We start from the raw sequence: 22,628 nt of genomic DNA, 5'->3' as shown, positions 1-22,628 counted from the left end.
TGGATGAGTTGGAGGGCACGGGGTCGGCGATGTAGGAGTCGGACCGACCCCGCGCCAGCTCTACGGGGCGTGACCACCGGTCGTGGTCACCAGGCCGGGAGCGTAGGAGTCGGAACCACTCCCGGACTGCGTGTTCAGTTGGATGGGTCAGCGGACTTCAGCCGCTTCGGATGCTGTCGACACCAGTGACAGGCACAGCACTGCGAGCGGGACCTACTTGGCCGCCGACGTACCCGTCTTCGGCTTCAGCGAACTGGCACGGAACGCGACGCCGTTGCGCCCGTTGGTCGCCCACGGAATGGCCTCCAACTGCTCGACAGCGACGAGCTGACCCACCGTCACGTCCGGCTTCTCACCCGCCGTAGTGATGGTGATGATCTCGCCACCGGTGTTGTCGAGAACGAAGACCTGGGTTGACCACATGGGCCGGCCCGTTCCCTTCTCCGTCTTCTGATTGCCGTTCGGGTCGTTCTTCGGCGCCGGGTCCTTCGTCGCCTGGAGCTGCTTGCCCTCGGTGATCACGTACAGCTTCACGCCTGTCTCCTGTCATGTGGGGCACCGGACATCGGTGCACTCCGGTGTCTTCATGTCTTCATGAAGACATGCACACCGTAAGGTGACGCCGCGCGCTGCGTCAAGACTTCATGAAGACCTAAACTGGTGAGTGATGTGAGGGAGGGTTGAGACGTGGCCAAGTGGGAGCGGATCGCCGCAGACTGGCGAGGAAAGATCCACTCCGGGGAACTTCAGCCGGGCACCAAGCTGCCGAACGAGCAGGCGCTGAAGGCTGAGTACAACGTGAGCCTGCCGGTTGTCCGCCAAGCCCTGGACACCTTGGAAGCCGAAGGGTTGGTTGACCGCCTGCACGGGCGAGGCACGTTCGTTCGAGCGCCACGTCAGCCCGTACGACGCTCGCCCGATCGGTACCAGTGGGAGAAGGACCGCGCGCAGCTGCCAGAGTCCCAGCGGCGCCGAACCGGTGCGACGGAGCGCGACACCGGCCTGACCATGCAGGACTTGGAGTTCGAGGCGGAGTATCACACAGTGCCCGCGAGCGCCGAGCTGGCGCGGACCTTCGGTGTCCCGGTGGGCGCGAAGATGCTTCAGCGCATCTACCGGACCGGGTCGCGCCGGGAGAACGCCCCGCTCAGCCTCAACACCTCATACATGGTTTACGACGTGGTTGCGGAAAATCCCGCGTTGCTCGACGCCCACAACGAGCCCTGGCCGGGCGGAACTCAGCACCAACTATTCACCATCGGCATCGAACTGGACCGGATCGTCGACGAGATCACCGCCCGCCCTCCAGGACCAGAGGAAGCGGAGGCATTGAGCCTGCCACCCGGCGTGTCAGTGCTCATCCTTCGAAAGATCTCCATCGACACAAACGACCGCGTGGTCGAAGTATCGAACGTCGTGCTTCCCGGTGACCGAACCGAGTTCGTCTACACAACCAAGCTGGCTCGGTGGTCTGAGTGAGCGGCCTCATCTCAGTCATCACACCGGTGCACGCTCCCAGCATCCCGTACCTCGCGGACTCATACGAATCCCTGCGGTTGCAGGAGTTGCCGGACGGGTGGGACTGGCAATGGCTGGTCCAGGAAGACGGCCGCAGCGGTGCGGTGGAAGCTGCGCTACCCCGTGACCCGCGCGTGCTCGTCGGAACAGGAAAGCCGGGTGGTCCAGCCGTCGCCCGGAACATGGCTATGGCGCGTAGCAGCGGTTCACTACTACGCGTTCTCGACGCCGACGACCAGCTCACCCCCGGCGCGTTGGCCCGCGAGATCGAGGCGTTGACCAGCCAACCTGACATCGGATGGACGACGTCGAGCGTTCTCGACCTGATGCCCGACGGAACGACCGTCGGATGGCAGCACGCGGACCCGCCCGGCGGGACGCTGCGGCGAGACGATGTGCTGGGCTATTTCCAGCAGAACGGCTACCGGCTGTCCGTACATCCGGCGACCCTGTGTATTCGGCGTGAGCTGGCGCTTGCCCTCGGCGGCTGGATGGCGTTGCCCGGGGGCGAAGACACCGGGCTGTTGCTTGCGGCTTCAGTGATCACTGAGGGGTCCTTCATCGCCGAAGCGGGACTGCTGTACCGGAAGCACTCCGGCCAGATCACGGCACAAGCCGACTGGACAGCCACCGAGGAATGGCAGCTTCGCATGCACCTCATCGAATCCCGAGCGGTCGCGCTGCGGAATCTGTTCCACAAGCCAACCGTCTGAACGTGCGGGCTCATGCCCTCAGCAAGTCGGATAGGCCGCAGTCACATGTACCACCCGCCCGGATAGCCAAAGATCGACACAGGCCCTAAGTTGCGGGGCATGGGACCGGCGCAGGAGCTAGCTCTACCAGGACGCAGAACCGCGCCCGGAAGATCGCTGGTTCGGTCACCGCGCCACTGGCCGTGGGTCGTGCTCTCGGTTGTCGCTGTGCTGTGCGCCGGGATCGTGGCTGTGCCCGTGTCCTGGGCCGTCCGGAAGCAAGCTGAGGCAGAGCGAGGCGAGGCGACCCCAGACGCGGCCGTCACCGTCTACGTGCTCCAGATGAGCAGCGGTGTGGAGATCGGCCTGTCGCGGGTGCTGGCGGCCAGGCATCATGACGAGCTGCTGCGGCAGTGGCGCCAGTACCGCGGCGAGATGCAACGTGGCAAGGTTCCGTCGAAGCTGGAGACGGTCGGGCCGATTGACGTCGAGGACCAGGGCGACGACCGCGCTACGGTGACCGCCCAGGTGCACCCGATCTGGTGGAACGAACAGATCAACCTCAGTGGCACAGCCCACCCGTGGCGGTTCGAGACTCGGCGAGACGCCGGCGGCTGGCGGGTGTGGGCAGCCGACCTGCCGCCGTGGTGCGGTGTGCACGTCCGGCCGGACACCTGCGGTTGAACGCTACCCGCCTAGCTAGCTACTGAGTCTGCCGACGGTTGGACTCCTGCCGGACCGCCTCCGTGAGATCCCGCCAGGCACCGGCCGAGGTCTTCATCATGCGGTCGACCATCGATCGGGCGGATGCTTCGTCCGGGAAGTCGTACGACACCTCCTGCCCTTCATCGCCACCGATGCGGCCACGGACTCGCCAGAGCTGGCGGTCGGACAGCAGCCAGACGTCCCGCCGGGCCATGCGACCCCACGACCCGTTCCAGTAGCGACCGAGTACCTCCACCGACAGGAGCCTACTCGTACACGTGTTCGACCAGGCCGGCTGTCGGCGAAGTTGTTCAAAGTTTCTGTACGTCTTCAAGGCGGCCCTTGACGGGCCGCACGCGCCGCCGCCTGGGCGCGCGCCGGCCGCTGCCGCTGTCGCTCTGCGGCCGTCACGCCTGATGCCCGGCGGCTGGCGCGGAAAGCGGGAAAGCCCGGAGGGCCGCCGCAGTACGACAGACCGTTGGTCGATGGGGTGGTGGGCCGGCAGCAGGCCGGGCCTCGCGGCCACGAGCCCGCGCGGCGTAGGGGAACGCACGGCGGCCGCGTCGGCGACCTGGCGGCAGCCGCGGGGTTGCGGTTAGGGCGCCTCCGGCGGGGGCGCTCCGGCTCCAGGATGGCCGGGCTACGCCGGCGGGTCACGGTCCGTGGGTGGTTGCGGTGGGCCATCCCGCCTGCCATCGACCCGGGCGAGCCGAGCAGACCACAGCCCGACCCGCCAGCGTCCGTACGAGCCGTCAAGGTCCGCTTGACGTGGCGGGCCGGGCGGCGGCCCGCTCCCCAGGAGGGCGGGTCGATGGCAGACGGGATGACATGGAGCGACGTCGCGCTCGCCGGCAACCGATTTGTCATATATGGGATTTGGGCGATGATGGATATAGTGACCGCGACTCCGTAGTCGGTGAGGAGCGCCATGTCGAGTAGTTCAGTAGGGCTGCAGCTGACTGGAGACAACATCGTCGTACCACGCTCTGCCGTGCCGGAAGGTTCTGGAGTCGTTATCCCCGTCCGGGTCCTTTTGGACGGAGCGTATCCGCCCGCTCAAGCCGCCTTAGCAAAGGCCATCCAATCGTATGCCGAGAAATTGGCAATCGAGAGCGCCAATCAGGAAGCGTCAGAGCGTGCCCCCGGGGCTGCTAACACGGAAATCACCGAGTCTGCAGTCATACGCGCTCAAGAGGCCCTAGACAAGAAGGTAGCGCTACAGGTCAGAAGACGAAGCCCTTGGGAGCCGTACGCTCTGGCAGGTAGTTCGATCTTCTCGGGTGCAACCGGTGTAATGGGCGGCTATCTGCACAGCGTGATCCAGGTAGCTTCCTTTAGTGTAGTCGCCGCCCTGGCCGTCGCTTGCATCTTGTTTCTCGCGATGAGGAGGGTCAAGTGAGCAGTAGAGTCGTCCGCCTCACGGTCGTTGCCGCCGCAGTACTTTCTGTTGTGGCAGTTCCCTTGGTGGCGAATCTGGTGACGGATTCATGGAAGCTAAGCGGAACAGCATCTGCGCTTATCGGGGCTAGTATCGCGGCGGCAACCGTGACTCTGGCAGGCGCGATAATCAATCTCCTAAAGCACCCGGAATCGATCGCGTCAAGCGACAACAAAGAGCGAACGGCGTTCCGACTTATCCGCACTTTCGCATCTATGGAGCGAGCTGCGGAGGCAATCGAGGTGCGAGATTCGGTAGGCAAGCCGTATAAGATGCATCTATCTCTCCGTGATGTGTGGACTCTCATGTCGACCCTAGGAGTTTGGGATCGCGAGGAGCAAATTGGGTTCGACCTGGCCCTACGCGCAAGGAATGCCATCGTCCACGGTGATCTCGACGAGCTCGATGTTCTCGACCTGACCTATGCCACCGAAAAGGCCGAACGGCTTCTCGAGAAAATGTACTCCAATATCGATTCGAAAAAATCAGCGGAAATTTAGCTGCTCTCGACGCGAGCCCGCCTAACCAGCCGCTTAGTGTCTGGTCGTTAGCGACCACGCGCAGGAGGCCAGGACCAGCGGCAGCGGACGGCCCGGTCCGGCATCGCTGCCCGGGTGGCCCGGAGACCTGCTCCCAATCGAAGCGCCGCCACGGAAGCAGCGACCGATCGCCCACAGGGGACGCGTCACGACAGCAGGCAGTGCGGTTGCCGTGCTAGCGACACGGGGTAGCAACCGCTGGCAGCAGGCAACGCCGTGGCACCCTCAGCCTCATTGGGCAGTCGCCAGATTGCCGTTGCCGGGGAAGCGCCGATTGATCACCTGCCACTATCCTCCCCTCATGACGCGTAGGCGCCCGACGAGGCGTGATCAGGCTCGACAGGTCGAGGTGTTCGACCCGTTGGCGCTCAGGAACCTCCAGGAGGTGTTGCGCCTGCGCTTGGAGTGGACCACCGACCTGGACGACTTCCCTCCCCATGACTTCGTAGGCGCCGGCGTCTACGCCGTCTACTACTTCGGAGACTTCGATCTCTACGCGCCTCTCAAGACGACCGAGCGCAAGGTCCCGATCTACGTCGGTAAGGCCGAGGCCGGAAACTCCAGCTATGGAGAGCCCGCCAGTCCGGATGGCTTCCAACTCGTCAACCGGATCAAGAAGCATGCCGACTCCGTCGCGGAGGCAAGCCAAACACTGAACGTCACCGACTTCAAGGTCCGCTACCTACCGCTCGACGATGCTTGGATTGTCCTCGCCGAACGGGCGCTTCTCCGCGAGTACCGGCCGGTTCTCTGGAACACCGTAATGCCCGGGTTTGGTGCGAATGCCCCAGGCTCTGACCGCCAGAACGCCCGGTCCATCTGGGACACCATCCACCCAGGTCGACCTCGTGCCGGACGACTTTGCAATCGCCGGTTCACGCTAGAGGAGATGCGTGAGCGGGTCCGTCTAGCCGTCGCCGCATCGATCCTCGAAGAGGGAGAGGAGCGGACTGCGGCTATCGAAGCGCTGGAGGCATACCAGAGACGACCGATCTGGCGCCCCAAGAAGAGCCGCGAGCGTGGACCCAGGGTTGTGGTGCAGGACCAAGCTCGATTCCTCTCCGAGATGGCGCGGCTCGGCCTTGAGATCCCTGAGCACCGGGTAGTGGACAACGAACTCGATCCTGCGGAGGATCCAGAGGCGACTGCCGAGCGGAACACGCTGGTCGCTGAGCAGCTCGCTATGGAGTTGGATACCGATGGCCGGCTCATGTGACGGTGAACGGGACCGGCGCCTACTGATCTTCCCTGTTGTCTCACCCGTCTAGATCCTTGGTCGTCAGATTCTCGACGTTTGTGTCAAGTTTTTGAGCGGGCGTAACGTTGTGTTGCCCGCTCCACATTTTGCAGACATGGGTTCTGACCAGCCACTTTGGGTGGCACAACCGGTCGCCACGGCGGCCGGACATCGGCGCAGCGGGTGGCGGCGGCCGGCCAAGATCGGGCTGCGGGTCCCTGCGTGAGCTTGGCCCGGGGTTGGGCCACAAGCTGTTTGTCCACCTCAACTGGCCTGCTCGGCGGTCCGAGGCGGAGCCTCTCTGGTGCCCCGGCCCGCTATGCCGGGCCGGCGCGCACAGCCAGCACGGCTTGGGCGATGCGGCTGGCCGCTTGCTGCGTGTCATCGTGTTCCCATACCCGGATTACGGTCCAACCTGCGGCGGCGAGCTTCTCGTCCGTCTGCGCGTCTCGGTCGCGGTTGCCCTCGATCTTGCTCGACCAAAAGTCACTGTTGCGCCTGGATGGCCGGTAGTGCTGAGGGCAGCCGTGCCAGAAGCAGCCGTCGACGAAGACGGCGACGCGCGGGCCGGCGAAGACTAGATCGGCTTTTCGCCGCAGTCCGGCCAGCGGTTGGCGGTCGACCCGGTAGCGCAGCCCGAGCGCGTGCACGGCCGAGCGGAGGGCCATCTCGGGACGGGTATCCCGGGAGCGGTTCGCCCGCATGACGCTCCGCACAGCCGGGGACGAGGCCCAGGACTCCGCCGACTTCTTTGGTCGCTGTAGCGAAGCCAGTCCGACGCTGAGGGCTTGGCGCCATGCCTCTCGGAGATTGGCCTCCCGAGTATCGCAGCTGACCTGGCACACGTACCGCTCGCGCGTCTTCCGCCCTTCAGGCCAGCGCAGGTACGCGTACACGCGCCGAGACTTAGGCGGCAGCCGCAGATAGATGGAGGCTAAGACTGTTCGGCCGGACGTACCTGGCAGGAACCTGTTCGTTCGCCCGCCTGCTGCCTGGTCCTGCTCCTCGGCCCGTTCACTGGCTGACATGCCCTTGACCGGCTTCCACGCCGAGTCCGTCGGCGGGGCGTCCCGCCACTGAGTGGCCATAGAATGATTGTCGCCTATGCCTGCTCGTTGCTGACCCGCTGCAACGCCCTTGCCACCGAATCAGCCATCACCCGTCCGAGCTGCACCGGAACGGCGTTGCCGAGCTGGCGCATCTGCTCGCCGCGTGGGCCGTCAAGCCGCCAGTCGTCCCGGAAGGTCATCACCCGGGCGGTCTCCCGGACCGTCATGTAGCGGATCGACCCGTCATCGAGACGCATGACGCTCTCACCACCCGGCACGCCATGAACACCCGCCTTGACCGTCTTGGCCGGGCGGTCCAAGTCATTGGGAGTGTGGCCCGGGTACTGGCGAGCGCCCGGCCAGCCGACGTGGTGCAGCCAATCGGGGTGCTCCAGGTAGTCACCTACAGGCTCCGGAAGGCGCAGGGCGCGCGATTCAGGCGACGCCGGCCAGATCGCGTCTCGCAAGGTCCGCCAGCGCGGCTTGCCATCAGGCAGCGGCAGAACCTCCGGCAACAAATCCTCCCGCACCGAGACGCCGTGTTCCTCCCAGTAGTCGCCATTGTCCTGGGCGTGCTTCAGCGCAAGCTCTGAGTGCGTCGGCTCGGGGAACTCCCAATCAGCGAGCCCGAGATCCTTGCGGAAGGCCACGACAAACACTCGCCACCGCACTTGCGGAACGCCGTAGTCCGCCGCGTTGACCAGCTTGTACTTGACGTCGTACCGCTCGGTCAGGTCGGCGTCGTGAGCTCGGAGCGCTTTGACGAGGCGCTTGTCGTGGTCGCGCCAGTCCTCACCCTCGATTCGTTGCTCGAAGGGGGCCGACAGTTCCCGGATGATGTGGTCGTAGTACGGCTTGAACGACGGCCGCAGCAGACCCTTGACGTTCTCCGCCACAATCGCCCGCGGCCGGGTCTCCCGCACACACCGGAACAGCTCGGGCCACAGGTTGCGGGGATCATCGAAGCCCTTGTGAGCACCCCCGAGGCTCCACGGCTGACAGGGCACTCCACCGGCCACCACGTCGACCTCTCCGAGCCATCGGTCGAACTTCACTTCCCGCACATCGACCGGCCGCAGCGGCCAACGGTCACCCACCGACTTCGGGAGGGGGGATCCCTCTTCGTAGTCCACCGCGCCGTTCAGCCGTAGCGTGCCGCACGCCCGGCGCTCCAGCTCAACCGCTAGGAGGTGACGGAATCCAGCCTCATGCATCGCCAGGGCCAAGCCGCCACCGCCGGTGAACAGTTCGATGCTGGTACCCACACCCGGGTCGGCCTTGGCGGTGGGCTTCTTGCGGCTCGTCATGCGAGAACAATACCGCGGACTCTGATCAAGTACTCGATCGTATGTGCGTGTCATCGAAGAACGCCCCCGTCATGAGTCTGGCGGTCCCAGGCTGGGGACAGTGCCAGGCAGCCGGCGTGGTGCGCGAGGATCGTGGGATCCTGACCGCTGCGAAGGATCTCTATGCTCTCGGCCATGCCTCTCCCGCACGAACCTCTCGCCGGCTTGGAGCTGCGTGAGCATGAGCACCGCCTACGGCAGCTGCTCCTTGAGGTCTTGGATCTGGCCGACCGATACTCGCGCGACAGCTCGCCTGCGATGCGTGCCAGAGACGTCGCGACCAGGGAGATCGTTGATTGCCTCAAGGTCCTGGTCTCCTTGGCTACCGCTTCGCTTGATCTTGAGCATCTAGACCTGGACGTCGACGGCGGAGGCCGCCGCGGCAGTTACGGTCCCGTCCCCTGGGTGCGCATCTTCTCCAGGCGCTGGGCTCCAACTGCCCAGGAGGGCTTCTACCTGGTGTATCTGTTCGCGACTGACGGCTCGCGGGTCTACCTGTCTCTAATGCAGGGAACGAGTGAGTTTCGCGCCGGGAAGCGTCGGCCGGCTATGGATCGCCACTTGATCGCCTCACGTTCAGCGGAGGCGCGTACCTCACTGCGAAGCATGGCAGGTGCGTCAGTCGACGCGGCGAACATCGACATGGTTGATCTGGCCGCCGGCGAGTTGACGTCTGTCGGTTCGGAGAGTCGCAGACGAATCCACAATTACGAAGCAGGTACTGTCCTGGCTCGCTGCTACAACAGCCGGCAATTGCCGTCGGGTGAAGGCCTGTTCCAGGATCTCATCGAGATGCTGCCGCTGCTTGCCCACCTCTACCGCGAACCGGTCGCCCTGGACCTCTCGCGATTGGCGGACCCGGCTGAACGTGCTCCGCAAGATGTGGTCAACAGAGCGGGCCAAGGCGTTGCCCGCCTGCGGCAAGGCCGCCTACTCGACCCCGTGATCCGCAAGGCGATTGAGGTCCGCGCTGAGGACCTGGCCGAAGCCGACCTGCGCAAGTGGGGCTGGGAGGTCAACCGGGTCGGAGCCTACAACCGCGGCTACGACCTGGACTGCCGGCATCCAGATGGGCGGACGTTGCACGTCGAGGTAAAGGGCACCCAGTCACGCGGCGAGGAGGTGGTGCTCACCCCTAACGAGGTTCGTCACACGCAAGGTGTAACAAGGTGTCACGCAGAACACGCCCTGTACATCGCATCCGAGATCCGGATCAGGCACGACAACGGTGTGATCGCCTCGGAGGGCGTAGGCCGGTGGCTCAGGCCCTGGGTCATCCGGCCAGACGACCTAGTCCCCACCGAGTACGCCTACCGCCCCTCCGGGCCGAGCTAGCCGCAGGAGCTCGGTACCCAAACCAGCATCACCGACCTCGCGATGGATCGAGGTTGCGCGCACGGCAAGTCCGGTCAATGCTTCAATCTGACTGCGGGGAGACGATGCGGAAGACACTCCTAGACCGCGCTGCCGGACATGAGATCGACCTGATCCTCACGCATCCGAAGCATGAGTGGGCACGCCGAACACTGACCGACCTTATCGGGGACCTGCGCTCATGCCGGCACGACGATCTCTACGACTTTCAGCAGCGACTCTTCGAGATAGTCCTTGGAGTCGAGGAGCATCGTGCCCAAGTACGTCGGGTGATCACACGGCTGCGACGTGGACAGAAGATCCCGGCCGGCGCCCCAGAGCTAGGCATAGCTTCCGAGCCCCTCAACCCGGAATCATGGCTGCTGGAAGAGGAGGTGCTCGAGCGGGTCTGGCGGCAGCTCAAGTCAGTCGGCGACGCCCTCGCCTGGAGGGCCTTCTCGTTCGACCGGCGCATCATCGTCGCACTGTCCCGAGGCGAGCCGGCAGGCCCGATGTTCGGGAAGACCGGCCTCGACACGGAGCGCAGGTTTGTCGATGAGGCGTGGCGCGACCGGGGAGAGTTCGTGCTGCACCACGACCTGACCTCCGCACTTCGTATTGCCGACGTCAGCATCTTCCAGCGAGACGGCAGCGTTCTCCTCCAAGAGATCAAGACGAACCAACGCTACCGTGTCAGGAAGCAGGACAAACTGGTGATCGACACATCGCGAGCGCTGGCTGACGGAGGAGCGCTTCCTGGCGGCTACTTCCCCGTCTGCACCGAGGTCCCGTACAAGACAAATTTGACGGCCCTGCGTGAGGTCCTGTGGCTTGCTCACGAGCGCCAAGGCATTCAAGGCGCGCGGCTGCCGTACGGGAGGGCGCTCTTGGCCTGCAGCCTGTACACAGCACCGAACCGCTACAGCCCGGACAGCTTTAACCAAACGCTGGCACGACAGGTCGAGCGGTATCGGCGAAAAACCGGCATCCGTTCGGCGGATCACTCGCTTACGTTCTGTAGCCTGGACAGGGTTGCGCGAGCTCCGGCTTACCCGCCCTGGGCTATCTACCCAGTCACGCCCGACGTAGCGGCGAGCCTTACCGCCGACGCCATGTTCTTCTACGTGCTTCTGTCGCCGGACGCGATCCTCGGAGCGCTGTCGGACGTTGGAGTCGACGCGCAATGGCTGCAGCGCCTCGACGGCAGCGAAGACTTCTCGAAGCCGCTACTTCGGGTAGCGCGAAACGCAGGGCGTCAGATCAACTTCACAACGCTCAACCCCGATGCCTTCCTGCATTTGGCACTGGAGCTGATAGATATACCCTCCTGGGTCAGGCAGGTTGCGCTAACTCTGGACGGCGGCATAAGGGATGTGCGGCCTTGGCCTTGCTTCAAGGAAGAGCATCGGACCTGGGCGTGATACCGGTCCACCGGATCCTGATCTGATGCTCGAGAAGCGGCGCGGAGGCAGCGAGAGAATCAGCGCAGGGCGGTAGTGGACAATGCAAGGCGGTAGAAAGCCTTGCTCTCCGGCGCAGGCCGGCATCGATTGGCATCCAACGACGCCCCCTGCCCGCGTTCGGGACAAAGCGCTCTAGCTCGCCGAAACGCCGTCAGGCGCTGCCGGCTGATCCGCCCGCTCCTTCGCTAGGTCGTCAATGATCCATCGCAGCGCCGACACGGCGTTGGAGTACCGGAGGTACCGAGGATTCTGGTTGGATTTGGGTTCGCACTGCTCCCGCATCCGTCGGAGCTCCTCGATCATCCGCTGCAACCGGTCCTCGTGCGTCATGGCCGAGAGCCTGCCCGGTAACGATCTGGGCGGCAATAGCCAGGATGGCCTCGGCAAGACCATCTGGCACAAGGCGGGCACAAATGACTACGAGAAGGGCTGTCAACCGCTGTAAGGCAACGAGAGACGCCGCCCAGGTCAGCAGGCCGATCCGACCATTTGGACATGATCCACGGCCTACCAAGGGGGTACAGGGTTCAAGTCCCGATTCACCGCCTGGCGCTACGGCCGCTGGCTTGACGGCGGGTGGTGGGGACGCCGACCAGGGCCACAGGCTGCGGCACGATCCACGTCTGAGGCTGCTGCGGTGGGGGCGCGTCCGGTACTGGCGCAAGAACCGACGCGCCCACCAGGCCGCGCTGGAGCGGCTCGCCGTCCGGCAACGCGAGCGGGGATAGTTGGGCTAAGCAGAACCCTCATATCTGATTGATTTGTAGTATTGGCGTTTTTTTTGAAGGCGCAGTTTCTACAACCATTGTGATCCCCGCAGTCAGAACTGCAACGACGGCGGCAAGGACGAGTTGCATAGGTGTAGGCGGAGCGGTCAGGCCGGCAGCGAGTTTGGTCACCTCATTGGCCACGTTTGCCGCCACGCGTGAGGCCAAGGCCCGACGGGACGAGACAAATCTCGATGTACGTGTCGCGCTCGACTTCCGTCTCGTGTTCGTCCTCGGCATGGGAAACATCGTAAAAGAAGGGCGGCGAATCTGTCTACGGAACTGTTCGCCAGGCCTAGCAGGCTCTAATTCAATTGATTTATAACCGCAGCGGAAGAGGTGCACCGGGTACGTGCCGAGACAGTGCGGCTCGCTCCGGCACCAATCGACAGCGTAGATCTGCCACCCGGCGGGGTTGGCTTGGGTCGCCGGCGGAACGGCTGCCGACAGCGCATTAGCAACCGCGCCGAACGGCGACACACAGATGACGACTGGCATGGACGAGACTCGGAGCGTGCGGCCGTTCCCGGACGTGTGCGGACGCTGTGCACAGAGCTTGTAAGCGAGGCGCCAGGTGCGAGGCAGCAAGAAGGCAGCGCGAGCCTTGATGCGGGCCGGACCCGAACGTCAAGCGACGACGCCCGACACCTGCTCCTCGACGCGGGTCGACACCGGCTGGCAGTACCCGACAGATTGAAACCGCATCCCCCCGACGGGGGTCGTCCCCTTTGTGGGAGCGTGCCCCACCGCAAGCCACAGGTCCTCCTCGTCCTCAGCAAGAGCACCGCCCGCCGCGCTGGCGCGTCCTGACGCGGCTGAGCTATCGAGGGGAAGCTATCCTTGCGCGGTTCGAGGAGGCGGTGTGGCGACGGACAACCCCAGACGGCGGGTCGGAGCAGGGGTTGTGGTGCTCGGAGCGTTGCTCCTGGCGATCGTCGGCGCCACCGTCGGCTCGTGGATCGGCGGTCGCAACCCGGCCCCGCTGCCGAGCAACGCCGAGGCACTGGTCCTGGCGCAGGAGATCGTCCCTGGGGTCACTCCCGCCGGCGAAATGGACCGGCGCGACTATGAATACGGATCCCCCCTCGGCGACGAGAGCTACGGCCCCGGCTACGTGGAACTCCACTACGAGCCGTACCGTGACGACCCGATCGATCCGGTCTGGGACTGCGGGCCGGACCGACGCGCCAGCGCGGCGGCGCACGGTTGGCGGCAGTTTCGCGGCCTCACGGGACACCCGTGCGCCAGCTGGAGTGCCGAGCGCGCGAACCTGGTGGCGGACTACACCCACGACGGGACGGGTCCGGTGGTGACCTTCTACCGGGCCACGCCCGCCGGGGTCGCTGCCGGCACGCTGAGCGGTGCCCTCCTCGGCGCGCTGGTCGGCGCAGTCGCGTTCCACGCACTGAGCGGCCGGCACCGTCCGATGCTGCTGCACGTGGGGGCGCCGGCCGCGGTTGTCCTGTTTCCGGGCGCCGTGCTCGTCGTGTCATCGCTTGTGCTCGGCGGGTACGAGGGCCCGACCCCGCCGTTCTGGACCGTCTGGCCCAGCCTCGCCAGGCTCATTTTCCCGCTGTTCTTCCCGCCGCCCTCGTAGACCGGCAAGCTGCCCGTACGCCCATAGCAGATCACCTCGCTCGCGGTGGCCCATCCACAGTGCCCTTCGTCGTCCACAGGGGTGCGCCGGATGAGGGCCGTGACTCGGTCCACCCCGGCAGGCTTCCCGGCGGCACGTCCGAGTCCGACCGCTGGAGGTCGCCATGCCGCCCCGTACCCCGCTTCCGCCGCACCGCCGCCTTCCCCTGCTCGTCACCGCCGACGGCGAGCTCCTCGACGAGCTGCTCCGGCTCGCCGCGGCGGGCGGCACCGAGGTCGAGCTGGCCGCCGATCCGGCCGCCGCCCGCGCCCGCTGGGCGCCGGCCCCGCTGGTGCTCGTCGGCGCCGACCAGGCCCAGGCCTGCCTGCGGGCCCGGCTGCCGCGCCGACCCCGGACGGTGCTGGTCGGCCGTTCCGGAGACCTCGATCCGGGTACGGAGATCGCCGAGTTGATCGGCGCCGAGCACGTCGCGGCCCTGCCCGCCGCCGAGCCGTGGCTCGTCGACCGGTTCGGCGAATGCTCGGGTGACCAGTCCGGCGGCACGGCACGCGTCGTGGCGGTGCTCGGCGGGCGGGGCGGCGCGGGGGCGAGCGTGCTGGCCGGCGGGCTCGCCGTCACCGCGGCCCGGGCGCGGCTGCGTACCCTCCTGGTGGACGCCGATCCGCTCGGCGGCGGCCTCGACCTCGTGCTCGGCTGGGAGCAGCTGGAAGGGCTGCGCTGGCCGGGCCTGACCGACACCGACGGGCGGGTCGACCCGCCGTCGCTCGTCCGCGCCCTGCCCAGCCGGGGCGACCTGGTGGTCCTCTCCTGGGACCGGGGCGACCTGCAGCACCTGCCGGCCGCGGCGATGGCCGCCACCGTCGACGCCGCCCGCCGGGGCCGGGACGTGGTGGTCCTCGACCTGCCCCGATACCTGGACGACGCGGCCGTCGTCGCGTTGCAGGCCGCGGACCGGGCGCTGCTCGTCGTACCGGCCGAGCTGCGGGCCACCGCCGCCGCGGCTCGGGTCGTGGCGGTCGTCGCCCCGCACTGCGCCGACCTGGCGGTGATCGTGCGCGGGCCGGCCCCGGGTCGGCTCAAGGCCAGCGAGGTGGCCCGGGCGCTCGGGTTGCCGCTCGCCGGCACACTGCGCCCCGAGCCGGGGCTCTGCCGGGGCCTGGAGCGGGGCGAGGCGCCCGCCGCCGACGGCAAGGGCCCGCTCGCCGCGCTCTGCCAGCGGATCCTCGACGGGTTGACCGACGTGCCGGCCAGGGGTGCGGCGTGACCGGCCCGGCCGACTCGGGCGAACTGGCCGTCCGCATCCGGCAGCGCTTTGCCGAGGCGGCCGGCCCGGTCACCCCCGCCGCGATCGTCTCCGCCGTACGCGCCGAGCCGGGCGCCGTACTCGGGGACAACGCCCTGCTGCGGATCGCCGACCGGGTGCACGACGATCTCGTGGGCGCCGGGCCGCTCGCCCCGCTGCTGGCCGACCAGGAGGTCACCGACGTGCTGGTGAACGGCACCCGGGTCTGGGTCGACCGTGGACGCGGCCTGCACCAGGTGGCCGTGCCGCTCGGCACGGTCGACGACGTACGTCGATTGGCGCAGCGCCTCACCGCGGCCGCCGGGCGGCGGCTCGACGACGCGTCCCCGTACGCGGATGCCCGGCTGCCCGACGGCACCCGGCTGCACGCCGTGCTGCCGCCGGTCGCGACCGATGGGCCGTACCTTTCCCTGCGTACCTTCCGGCAGCGGCCGTTCACCCTCGACGAGCTGGTACGCCAGGGCACCGTGCCTCGGCCGGTGGCCCCCCCTGCTGGCCGCCGTCGTGGCGGCCCGGCTGGCGCACCTGGTCACCGGAGGCACCGGCTCCGGCAAGACCACCCTGCTCAACACGCTGCTCGGGCTGGTGCCCGGGACCGAACGGATCGTGCTCGTCGAGGACGCGGCCGAGCTCCGTCCCGTGCACCCGCACGTGATCGGCCTCCAAGCGCGAACATCCAATGTAGAGGGAATCGGGGCGGTCGGGCTGAGCGACCTGGTCCGGCAGGCGCTGCGGATGCGGCCGGACCGGCTGGTGGTGGGCGAGTGCCGGGGCGCCGAGGTGGTCGACCTGCTCGCCGCGCTGAACACCGGCCACGACGGTGGTGCCGGGACGCTGCACGCCAACGCCCCGGCGGACGTGCCGGCTCGGTTGGAGGCGCTCGGGCTGCTCGGCGGGCTGCCCCGGGCCGCCCTGCACGCGCAGGTCGCCGCGGCGCTCCAGGTCCTCCTGCAGATGCGGCGCACGGCCAAGGGCCGGGTGTTGGAGTCAGTCAGTCTGCTGATCCCCGACGGACCGGACCGTCTGGTCACCGTGGTCCCCGCCTGGGTACGCGGGCGCGGACTCGGCCTCGCCGCCCGGCCGCTCGGCGCGTTGCTGCGGGAGCGGGATGTGACCGTACCGCCCCTGCTCTGCGCGGCCTGGCCGGGCTCGGCGGGCCCGTCGTGACCGCCCAGGGCTGGCTGGTGGCCGTGTTGCTGGTCGCCGCCGCGACGGCGGTGGCCTGGCCGCTACGCGTCGGCCGGTCCCGGCAGAGTGCCGTCCTCGGGCCGTCGGTCCAGGGCTCGGCGGCGTCGGCGTCCCACGCAGCCGGTCGCGCCCACGGGCGTCGAGCGAACGGGGCGCGGACGGCGGCCCGGGCCGCACGACACGTCGCGCCGCCCGTCGCGGAGCGGCCGCTGCCGACCCGCCCGCCCGGGCGGCGCGATGCGACCCACCCGGACGTCGCGTCCGTACCGGTCGACGGACGCCGGCCCCGGGCCGCCCTATCGCTCAGCCCCGTCGCGGCCGGTGCCCCGGTGGCCCGGTCGGCCGGCCGCAATGTCGTTCCGCTGCTCGGCGCGCCCTCCGTCGACCCCGCCGCGGGGTCGGTCGGGCCGGTCGCCGGCGGTCCCGCCGTCGCGGCGGCCGCCGACCAGGTCCACGGCGGTCCCGTCGCCGCGCTGTTCCGGGTTCTCGGACTGCCGGATGCGTCGAAGCCGGCCGAGTCTCCGACCACCGGCATCGCCGTCCGAGGATCGCGGTCGGAGCGGGTGGGGGTGCGAGTCCCCCGACCTGACCTGCTGCTGGTGGTCCTGGTGGGCGGCGGGACGGGAGCCGTCCTGGGCGGGCCCGTGGCTGCGGTGGGGTTGGCCGCCTACGGCGTGCTCGCGGCCCGAGCGGCCCGGCGCCGGCGCGCCCGTCAGCTGGCCGAGCGGGCGCGCTGGCGCGATCTGGACCAGCTCTGCGCACTCGCTGCCGACCTGCGCGCCGGGTTGCCGGTCGCGCTCGGGGCCGTCGACGGGCCGCACCGGATCGCCCGGCTGGCCCGGGCGGCCGTGCGGCTGGCCGACCGTACCGGGGCTCCGCTGGCCGATCTGCTGGAACGCGTCGAGGCGGATGCCCGTGCCGCTGATCGCGGCCTCGCCGCGGCTGCCGCCCAGGCCGCCGGGGCGCGGGCGACCGCGTGGCTGCTCGCCGTCCTGCCGTTCGGCGGCATCGGCCTCGGCTACGCCATCGGCGTGGACCCGATCGCCGTGCTCCTGCACACGACCATCGGCGGTGGCTGCGCGCTGGCAGCCGTCGCGTTGCAGATCGGCGGGTTGCTCTGGGCGGAACGGCTCGGCGCGCCGCCGGGGCGGGACGACTGATGCCCCGGCAGGCGCTGGCCGCGGGCTGCCTCGCCGGGGCGGCGCTGGTCCTGTTGGTGACCGGCGGGTCGGTCGTCCGCCCGAGGCGGCGGCTTCGTCTGCTGACCCGACCGACGGTGGCGGAGCGGACCAGGCCATCGTGGTGGCCGGACCGGATCCGGCTGGGCGCGGGCCTGGCCGGGGTGGCCGTGCTGATCGTGGTCGGCGGCTGGGCCGGTCTGCTCGCCGGGGTGCTGTCCAGCCTGGCTGCGGACCGGCTGCTGCGGCGGATCGAGCCGCGGGCCGTCCGCGACCGGCGGCTCCGGGAGAGCGCCGATCTGCCACTCGCCGCCGACCTGCTGGCGGCCGCGCTCCGGGCGGGTGCGCCGGTTGACCGGTCGGTTCTGGCGGTCGCCGAAGCGCTCGGCGGACCGCTCGCCGAGCGGCTCGGCCGGGTGGGGCGGACGCTGCAACTCGGCGGTACGGCGGCGGAAGCGTGGGCTCACCTGCACCCGGTGGCGGGGGCGGAACGCCTGGTGACCGCCGCGGTCCGCTCGTCCAACAGCGGCACCGCGCTGGCCGGCGCGCTCACCCGCCTCGCCGACGAGCTGCGGTCCGACCGGGCCACCGCGGCCGAGGCCACGGCCCGGCGCGCGGGCGTCCTCATCGTGCTGCCGCTCGGGCTCTGCTTCCTGCCCGCCTTCATTCTCGCCGGCTTGGTGCCGGTGATCGTCGCCGTCCTCGGCGACGTGCTGTGAACCCACGAGAAAGGGAGTACGACATGCGCAAACTTCTCGCCCGCCTGAGGGGTGACGCCGGGATGAACACGGCCGAGTACGCCGTCGGCACCCTCGCCGCGGTGGCCTTCGCGGGCATCCTGCTGAAGGTGCTCACCTCCGGCAACGTGCAGTCCGCGCTCACCGCCGTCATCGACCGGGCGTTGAAGTGACCGGGCGCCGGTGGGCCGGCCGCCATCGGCACGGTCCGGGAACGCCGCATCGGGCCGAGGCACCCGACATGGCGCCGGGCCCGGCAACGGACTCCCTTCCGACCGCCGGCCCACGCGCTGCGGCGGCGACGGCCCCAGCCGCCCGGCCGGGACGGCCGTGGGGCGCCGGGGAGCGGGGCTCGTTCACCGCCGAGTTGGCGGCCGGCCTGCCGGCGCTCGTCCTGCTGCTACTCGCCGGGCTCACCGCGGTCGAGGCGGTGACGACGCGGGCCGGCTGTCTGGATGCGGCCCGGGAGGCGGCGCTCGCCGCCTCCCGGGGTGAGCCCGGCTCGGCTGTCGGAGCCCGGTACGCCCCCGCCGGCGCCGACATCTCGGTCACCGTGTCCGGCGACCGGGTCACCGCGACCGTCCGGGCACCGGTCCGCACGCTCGGCGCCCGGCTGCCTCGGATCACCGTGTCGGCCACTGCGGTGGCCGCCGTCGAGCCCGGTATTCCGGGACCACGACCGTGAGGAACGGCGAGCCACCGGTACGCACCGCGCGGCGGCGATCCCGACGGCCGCCCGGCGACCGGGATCGTCGGGCGGCGGACCGGGGCGGGGCGACTGTCTGCCTGCTCGCGGTCGGCCTGGTGTTCGTGCTGATCGGGTTCTTCGGCGCCGCGTTGGGCGCGGCCCGGACGGCGCGACAGCAGGCCCGGAACGCGGCGGACTTCGGGGCTCTGGCAGGCGCCGGCCGGGCACTCGAGGCCGACGGCGCCGCGTGCGGACGGGCCGACGAACTGGCTCGGGCCAACGGCGCTCGGCTGGTGGCCTGCCGGCTTGACGGGCTCGATGTCGTGGTCACCGCGGAGGTCAGGGTCGCGCCGCTGCCCGGGCTGGTCCGCACCGCGACCGCGACGTCCCGGGCTGGCCCGGTCCGCGGCTGACCGCGCCGGCCGCGCGCCGGCGTGACCGCCCCGACGTGACCGCCCCGACGTGACCGCCTCGTCGGACCGCACCGGACCGAGGTGGCCGCCTCAGCGGCCCTGCAGCGCGTCGAGGCCGACCGCCATGGCGATGACCAGCCGCCGGTCGATCTGCGGGTGCTGAATCTCGACGACGTACCGGTCGCGCAGGCCCCACTTCTTGACGACCGAGAACACCGGCTGGCCGCCGGCCACGAAGTCGAAGTGGTACGGCAGCCAGGAGAGCGACTCGACGAACCGGCGCAGCAGCGCCACCGGGAGGCTGCGTTCCTGCCCGGTGATCTGCGGCAGGCCGGCCTGCTCGACGTGCCAGGTGGAGCGCAGCAGCGACTGGGCGAAGTCCTTGCGGAACAGGCCGATCGGGTTGCCGGCCTGGTCGGTCACGTCGTACGTGGCGCCGAGGTCGAGCCGCTGGCGGGCCTTGAAGCCGAGGAGCGGGTGCTGCTTGGAGTCGTCGGTGTAGATGGTCACCTGCTCCTTGAACGCGAGCCGCTTCTGCTGCGCGAACGCCAGCAGTGCGCCCTCGGAGCCGTCCGGCGCCACCGCGTGGACCTCGTACTGGTTGACCATCATCCGGATCCGCTGGCGGATGTGGAACTGGTGCTGGTTCTGGAGAAAGTCGAGCTGCATGTGGTCTCCTTCGATGAATGGACGCCGGAGTCTCGCACAGTTCGGCCCCCAACACCCACCCGCCCAGCGCCACCCGGCGGCCCCCGGCCGACGTCGGCCTCCACTGTCGATGGTTGCCGTCCTCGCCGGGGAGAGATCAGGCGGTCTCCGGTGTCGCGCCCTCGGTGACCGGGCGCTCCGACGACCGCTCGTCCTGCCGGGGCACGGCCGCACCGCGCTCGCCGTGGGAGCCGCCGGCCGCCGCAAGGTTGGCGAGGACCACGTCGAGGACCGTGACCGCGTCCGGCTTGGAGAGCGGATTGTTGCCGTTGCCGCACTTCGGGGACTGGACGCAGGACGGGCAGCCCGACTCGCAGGCACATTCGGCGATCGCGTCGCGGGTGGCACGCAGCCAGGCCGCCGCCGTCCCGTACGCCCGCTCGGCGAAGCCCGCCCCGCCGGGGTGGCCGTCGTAGACGAAGACGGTGGGCGCCTCGGTGTCCGGGTGCAGGGCGGTTGACAGGCCGCCGATGTCCCAGCGGTCGCAGGTCGCCATCAGCGGCAGCAGGCCGATCGCGGCGTGTTCGGCGGCGTGCAGCGCGCCCGGGACGTCGGCGGGCTCCACGCCGGCAAGAGCCAGCGACTGCGGCGAGAGGGTGAACCAGACGGCGACGGTACGCAGCTCGCGGGCGGGCAGGTCCAGCGGCCGGGTGTCGATCACCTCGCCGGTGGCGATCCGTCGCCGCTGGTACGACACCACCTGGCTGGTCACGTCCACCTCACCGAGGAAGAGCCCGACCGGCCCGGCGTCCACGTACGACCGGACCGACGCCACGGACAGCGAGGTGACGTCGCGGGCGTGGGTGGACCAGTCCGGCTCCTCGGCGTGCACCAGCGCGCACCCGTCCGCCAGGTCCAGGGAGTCGACCACGTACGAGACGCCCTGGTGCAGGTAGACCGCGCCGGAGTGGAGGAGGAAGTGCGAGGACCCGCCGTCGACGGTGCCGAGCAGTTGCCCGGTGGCCGCCTCCACCACGCAGACCGGTGCGCCGTCCTCGCCGCGCAGGTCGACCTCGGGGCGTTCCCGGTGCCGCCAGTACCAGCCGGTGGGTCGCTGCCGCAGGGCCCCGGCCTCGACCAATGAGTCGACCGCCTCCTTCGCCCCCTCCCCGAAGAGCTCCAGGTCGGCCGGCGTGAGCGGGGCCTCGGAGGCGGCGCAGGCGAGCTGCGGGGCGAGCACGTAGGGGTTGGCCGGGTCGAGCACGGTCGCCTCGACGGGCCGCCCGAACAGCGCCTCCGGGTGGTGCACCAGATAGGTGTCGAGCGGGTCGTCCCGGGCCACCAGCACCGCGAGGGCCTCGTCGCCGGAGCGGCCGGCCCGGCCGGCCTGCTGCCAGAGCGACGCCCGGGTGCCCGGCCAGCCGCAGATCAGCACGGCGTCCAGCCCGACCAGGTCGACGCCGAGTTCGAGGGCGTTGGTGGAGGCGAGCCCGAGCAGGTCCCCGTGCAGCAGCGCGCGTTCCAGTTCGCGCCGCTCCTCGCGCAGGTAGCCGGCCCGGTAGGCGGCCACCCGGTCGCCCAGCCCGGGCACCGCCTCGTCCAGTGACCGCCGGGCGTTCGCGGCGACCACCTCGGCGCCCCGCCGGGACCGGACGAAGGCGAGGGTGCGTACCCCCTCGACGACGCTGTCGGCGAGCAGGTCGGCGGTCTCGCGCAGCGCGGAACGGCGGACCGGGGCGAGGTCCGAGACCTCTCCGGAGACCGGATCGGGCAGCAGCGGCGGCTCCCAGAGCGCGAAGGTCACCCCGCCCCGGGGCGAGGTGTCCTCGGTGACGGCCGTGACCGGCAGGCCGGTGAGCCGCCCGGCGGTCGTCGCCGGGTCACCCGACGTCGCCGAGGCCAGCACGAAGATCGGGGTACGTCCGTAGCGCGCACACTGCCGCCGCAGCCGGCGCAGCACGTGCGCCACGTGCGAGCCGAACACGCCCCGGTAGGTGTGGCACTCGTCGATCACCACGTACGCCAGCCGGCGCAGGAAGCCCGACCAGTGCGCGTGTCCGGGCAGGATGCCGTGGTGCAGCATGTCCGGGTTGGTCAGCACGAACCGGGAGTGCCGCCGGATCCACTCCCGTTCGGCGCGCGGGGTGTCCCCGTCGTAGCAGGCGGGGCGTACCCCCTCCAGCTCCAAGCCGGCGACGGCGCGCAACTGATCGGCGGCGAGGGCCTTGGTCGGGGCCAGGTAGAGCACGGTGGCGCGGGGGTCGGCGAGCAGCGTGCCCAACGCCGGGAGCTGGTAGGCCAGCGACTTGCCGGACGCTGTGCCGGTGGCCACCACCACGTGCTGCCCGGCGTGCGCCAGCTCGGCGGCCTCGGCCTGGTGCCGCCACGGGGCGACCACGCCGCGCCGCGCGAACGCCGCCCGCAGCTCCGCGGGCGCCCACGCCGGCCACGGCGCCGCCACTCCAGCGCGGGCCGGCACCCGCTCGACATGGGTGACCGGGTCGGCCCGGTGTCGGGCGCGCAGCCGACGCAGCAGCTCACCGGGCGGCCGCCCGGGGCCGCTGTTCGCGGACATGGTGGCTGCGGACGACGGCTTCAGATCGGGGCGCGGCGGTCGACTCGCCGAGCTGAAGCTGTCGTGGGTCACGTCCTGCACCTTCGGGACTCGGTCGGGGAGATGAAACGCGGGGGCGCTGGGTAAGGGTGGGAGCCTCGGCCGGTGACCACGGGCGTTTCGGCGGAGAATGGTTAGATGCCCATGAGAGCTTA

At 69.5% G+C, this 22,628-nt stretch carries 20 protein-coding genes and 1 pseudogene; 15 read left to right on the top strand and 6 right to left on the bottom strand.

The window, feature by feature from the left end; genetic code table 11:
• Nucleotides 1–213 precede the first annotated feature (213 nt).
• Nucleotides 214–534 (bottom strand): hypothetical protein, encoded by a 321-nt coding sequence (locus ACNAVT_RS03825; RefSeq protein ID WP_416292794.1) that lies wholly within the window; start codon nucleotides 532–534, stop codon nucleotides 214–216.
• A 153-nt stretch (nucleotides 535–687) separates the two neighbouring features.
• Here ACNAVT_RS03825 and ACNAVT_RS03820 point away from each other — a divergent pair, with 153 nt between their 5' ends.
• The 3 genes from ACNAVT_RS03820 (at nucleotide 688) to ACNAVT_RS03810 (ending at nucleotide 2,894) form a co-directional block, all read left to right on the top strand.
• Nucleotides 688–1,479 carry a GntR family transcriptional regulator gene (locus ACNAVT_RS03820; protein ID WP_416292792.1) on the top strand — a complete coding sequence of 264 codons (792 nt, stop codon included), beginning with the start codon at nucleotides 688–690 and terminating at the stop codon, nucleotides 1,477–1,479.
• Nucleotides 1,476–2,231, top strand: coding sequence for a glycosyltransferase family 2 protein (locus ACNAVT_RS03815; protein ID WP_416292790.1), 756 nt, complete (start codon nucleotides 1,476–1,478; stop codon nucleotides 2,229–2,231). The genes ACNAVT_RS03820 and ACNAVT_RS03815 overlap by 4 nt, the downstream gene beginning before the upstream one ends.
• Nucleotides 2,232–2,552: 321 nt before the next feature.
• Nucleotides 2,553–2,894 (top strand): hypothetical protein, encoded by a 342-nt coding sequence (locus ACNAVT_RS03810; RefSeq protein WP_416292788.1) that lies wholly within the window; start codon nucleotides 2,553–2,555, stop codon nucleotides 2,892–2,894.
• Between the two features lie 19 nt (nucleotides 2,895–2,913).
• Here the strand turns inward: ACNAVT_RS03810 and ACNAVT_RS03805 are convergent, their stop codons facing one another.
• Nucleotides 2,914–3,171, bottom strand: a complete 258-nt coding sequence (locus ACNAVT_RS03805) for a hypothetical protein (RefSeq protein WP_416292786.1) — start codon at nucleotides 3,169–3,171, stop codon at nucleotides 2,914–2,916.
• A gap of 1,139 nt (nucleotides 3,172–4,310) precedes the next feature.
• On the opposite strand from ACNAVT_RS03805, the gene ACNAVT_RS03800 reads away from it, so the two are divergent.
• On the top strand, nucleotides 4,311–4,853 hold the full coding sequence (locus ACNAVT_RS03800) for a hypothetical protein (protein WP_416292784.1): 543 nt from the start codon (nucleotides 4,311–4,313) through the stop codon (nucleotides 4,851–4,853).
• Between the two features lie 340 nt (nucleotides 4,854–5,193).
• Nucleotides 5,194–6,108: an Eco29kI family restriction endonuclease gene (locus ACNAVT_RS03795; protein ID WP_416292782.1), complete on the top strand. Its 915-nt coding sequence runs from the start codon at nucleotides 5,194–5,196 to the stop codon at nucleotides 6,106–6,108.
• Nucleotides 6,109–6,446: 338 nt separating this feature from the next.
• On the opposite strand, the gene ACNAVT_RS03790 is transcribed toward ACNAVT_RS03795, so the two are convergent.
• A complete protein-coding gene (locus tag ACNAVT_RS03790) occupies nucleotides 6,447–6,845 on the bottom strand; it encodes a very short patch repair endonuclease (protein ID WP_416292781.1) in 399 nt (132 codons plus the stop codon).
• Between the two features lie 386 nt (nucleotides 6,846–7,231).
• Nucleotides 7,232–8,485 (bottom strand): DNA cytosine methyltransferase, encoded by a 1,254-nt coding sequence (locus ACNAVT_RS03785; RefSeq protein WP_416292779.1) that lies wholly within the window; start codon nucleotides 8,483–8,485, stop codon nucleotides 7,232–7,234.
• 174 nt (nucleotides 8,486–8,659) lie between these two features.
• Between ACNAVT_RS03785 and ACNAVT_RS03780 the strand changes: the two genes are divergently transcribed.
• The 10 genes and pseudogenes from ACNAVT_RS03780 (at nucleotide 8,660) to ACNAVT_RS03735 (ending at nucleotide 19,211) form a co-directional block, all read left to right on the top strand.
• Nucleotides 8,660–9,859, top strand: coding sequence for an MrcB family domain-containing protein (locus ACNAVT_RS03780; protein WP_416292777.1), 1,200 nt, complete (start codon nucleotides 8,660–8,662; stop codon nucleotides 9,857–9,859).
• A 104-nt stretch (nucleotides 9,860–9,963) separates the two neighbouring features.
• Nucleotides 9,964–11,298 (top strand): hypothetical protein, encoded by a 1,335-nt coding sequence (locus ACNAVT_RS03775; RefSeq protein WP_416292775.1) that lies wholly within the window; start codon nucleotides 9,964–9,966, stop codon nucleotides 11,296–11,298.
• A 1,716-nt stretch (nucleotides 11,299–13,014) separates the two neighbouring features.
• Complete coding sequence (locus ACNAVT_RS03770; protein ID WP_416292773.1) at nucleotides 13,015–13,704, top strand: hypothetical protein; 690 nt, start codon at nucleotides 13,015–13,017, stop codon at nucleotides 13,702–13,704.
• Between the two features lie 163 nt (nucleotides 13,705–13,867).
• Nucleotides 13,868–14,968 (top strand): septum site-determining protein Ssd, encoded by a 1,101-nt coding sequence (ssd, locus tag ACNAVT_RS03765; RefSeq protein ID WP_416292771.1) that lies wholly within the window; start codon nucleotides 13,868–13,870, stop codon nucleotides 14,966–14,968.
• Nucleotides 14,965–16,174: pseudogene (locus ACNAVT_RS03760) on the top strand (TadA family conjugal transfer-associated ATPase). Before ssd ends, ACNAVT_RS03760 begins: the two are co-directional and overlap by 4 nt.
• Nucleotides 16,171–17,355, top strand: coding sequence for a type II secretion system F family protein (locus tag ACNAVT_RS03755; protein WP_416292769.1), 1,185 nt, complete (start codon nucleotides 16,171–16,173; stop codon nucleotides 17,353–17,355). The pseudogene ACNAVT_RS03760 and the gene ACNAVT_RS03755 overlap by 4 nt, the downstream one beginning before the upstream one ends.
• Nucleotides 17,355–18,092 (top strand): type II secretion system F family protein, encoded by a 738-nt coding sequence (locus ACNAVT_RS03750; RefSeq protein WP_416292768.1) that lies wholly within the window; start codon nucleotides 17,355–17,357, stop codon nucleotides 18,090–18,092. Before ACNAVT_RS03755 ends, ACNAVT_RS03750 begins: the two co-directional genes overlap by 1 nt.
• A gap of 23 nt (nucleotides 18,093–18,115) precedes the next feature.
• Nucleotides 18,116–18,283, top strand: coding sequence for a DUF4244 domain-containing protein (locus ACNAVT_RS03745; protein ID WP_076470820.1), 168 nt, complete (start codon nucleotides 18,116–18,118; stop codon nucleotides 18,281–18,283).
• A 68-nt stretch (nucleotides 18,284–18,351) separates the two neighbouring features.
• Nucleotides 18,352–18,795, top strand: a complete 444-nt coding sequence (locus tag ACNAVT_RS03740) for a TadE family type IV pilus minor pilin (RefSeq protein WP_416292765.1) — start codon at nucleotides 18,352–18,354, stop codon at nucleotides 18,793–18,795.
• Nucleotides 18,792–19,211: an Rv3654c family TadE-like protein gene (locus ACNAVT_RS03735; protein ID WP_416292763.1), complete on the top strand. Its 420-nt coding sequence runs from the start codon at nucleotides 18,792–18,794 to the stop codon at nucleotides 19,209–19,211. The genes ACNAVT_RS03740 and ACNAVT_RS03735 overlap by 4 nt, the downstream gene beginning before the upstream one ends.
• Before the next feature lie 90 nt (nucleotides 19,212–19,301).
• On the opposite strand, the gene ACNAVT_RS03730 is transcribed toward ACNAVT_RS03735, so the two are convergent.
• Nucleotides 19,302–19,880, bottom strand: a complete 579-nt coding sequence (locus tag ACNAVT_RS03730) for a hypothetical protein (RefSeq protein ID WP_416292761.1) — start codon at nucleotides 19,878–19,880, stop codon at nucleotides 19,302–19,304.
• A 136-nt stretch (nucleotides 19,881–20,016) separates the two neighbouring features.
• On the bottom strand, nucleotides 20,017–22,434 hold the full coding sequence (locus ACNAVT_RS03725; protein ID WP_416292869.1) for a DEAD/DEAH box helicase: 2,418 nt from the start codon (nucleotides 22,432–22,434) through the stop codon (nucleotides 20,017–20,019).
• Between the last annotated feature and the right edge of the window lie 194 nt (nucleotides 22,435–22,628).

Source organism: Micromonospora sp. SL4-19 (assembly GCF_047921475.1).
In the GTDB taxonomy this organism is placed as follows: Bacteria; Actinomycetota; Actinomycetes; order Mycobacteriales; family Micromonosporaceae; genus Micromonospora.
This window is presented reverse-complemented; position numbering and strand designations above follow the sequence as displayed.

Bases quoted from the DNA above. Each gene is read 5' to 3' on its own strand.
- ACNAVT_RS03810 (WP_416292788.1), top strand. From the start codon at position 2,553: ATGAGCAGCGGTGTGGAGATCGGCCTGTCGCGGGTGCTGGCGGCCAGG.
- ACNAVT_RS03795 (WP_416292782.1), top strand. From the start codon at position 5,194: ATGACGCGTAGGCGCCCGACGAGGCGTGATCAGGCTCGACAGGTCGAG.
- ACNAVT_RS03785 (WP_416292779.1), bottom strand. From the start codon at position 8,485: ATGACGAGCCGCAAGAAGCCCACCGCCAAGGCCGACCCGGGTGTGGGT.
- ACNAVT_RS03780 (WP_416292777.1), top strand. From the start codon at position 8,660: ATGCCTCTCCCGCACGAACCTCTCGCCGGCTTGGAGCTGCGTGAGCAT.
- ACNAVT_RS03775 (WP_416292775.1), top strand. From the start codon at position 9,964: ATGCGGAAGACACTCCTAGACCGCGCTGCCGGACATGAGATCGACCTG.
- ssd (WP_416292771.1), top strand. From the start codon at position 13,868: ATGCCGCCCCGTACCCCGCTTCCGCCGCACCGCCGCCTTCCCCTGCTC.
- ACNAVT_RS03750 (WP_416292768.1), top strand. From the start codon at position 17,355: ATGCCCCGGCAGGCGCTGGCCGCGGGCTGCCTCGCCGGGGCGGCGCTG.
- ACNAVT_RS03745 (WP_076470820.1), top strand. From the start codon at position 18,116: ATGCGCAAACTTCTCGCCCGCCTGAGGGGTGACGCCGGGATGAACACG.
- ACNAVT_RS03740 (WP_416292765.1), top strand. From the start codon at position 18,352: ATGGCGCCGGGCCCGGCAACGGACTCCCTTCCGACCGCCGGCCCACGC.
- ACNAVT_RS03730 (WP_416292761.1), bottom strand. From the start codon at position 19,880: ATGCAGCTCGACTTTCTCCAGAACCAGCACCAGTTCCACATCCGCCAG.
- ACNAVT_RS03725 (WP_416292869.1), bottom strand. From the start codon at position 22,434: ATGTCCGCGAACAGCGGCCCCGGGCGGCCGCCCGGTGAGCTGCTGCGT.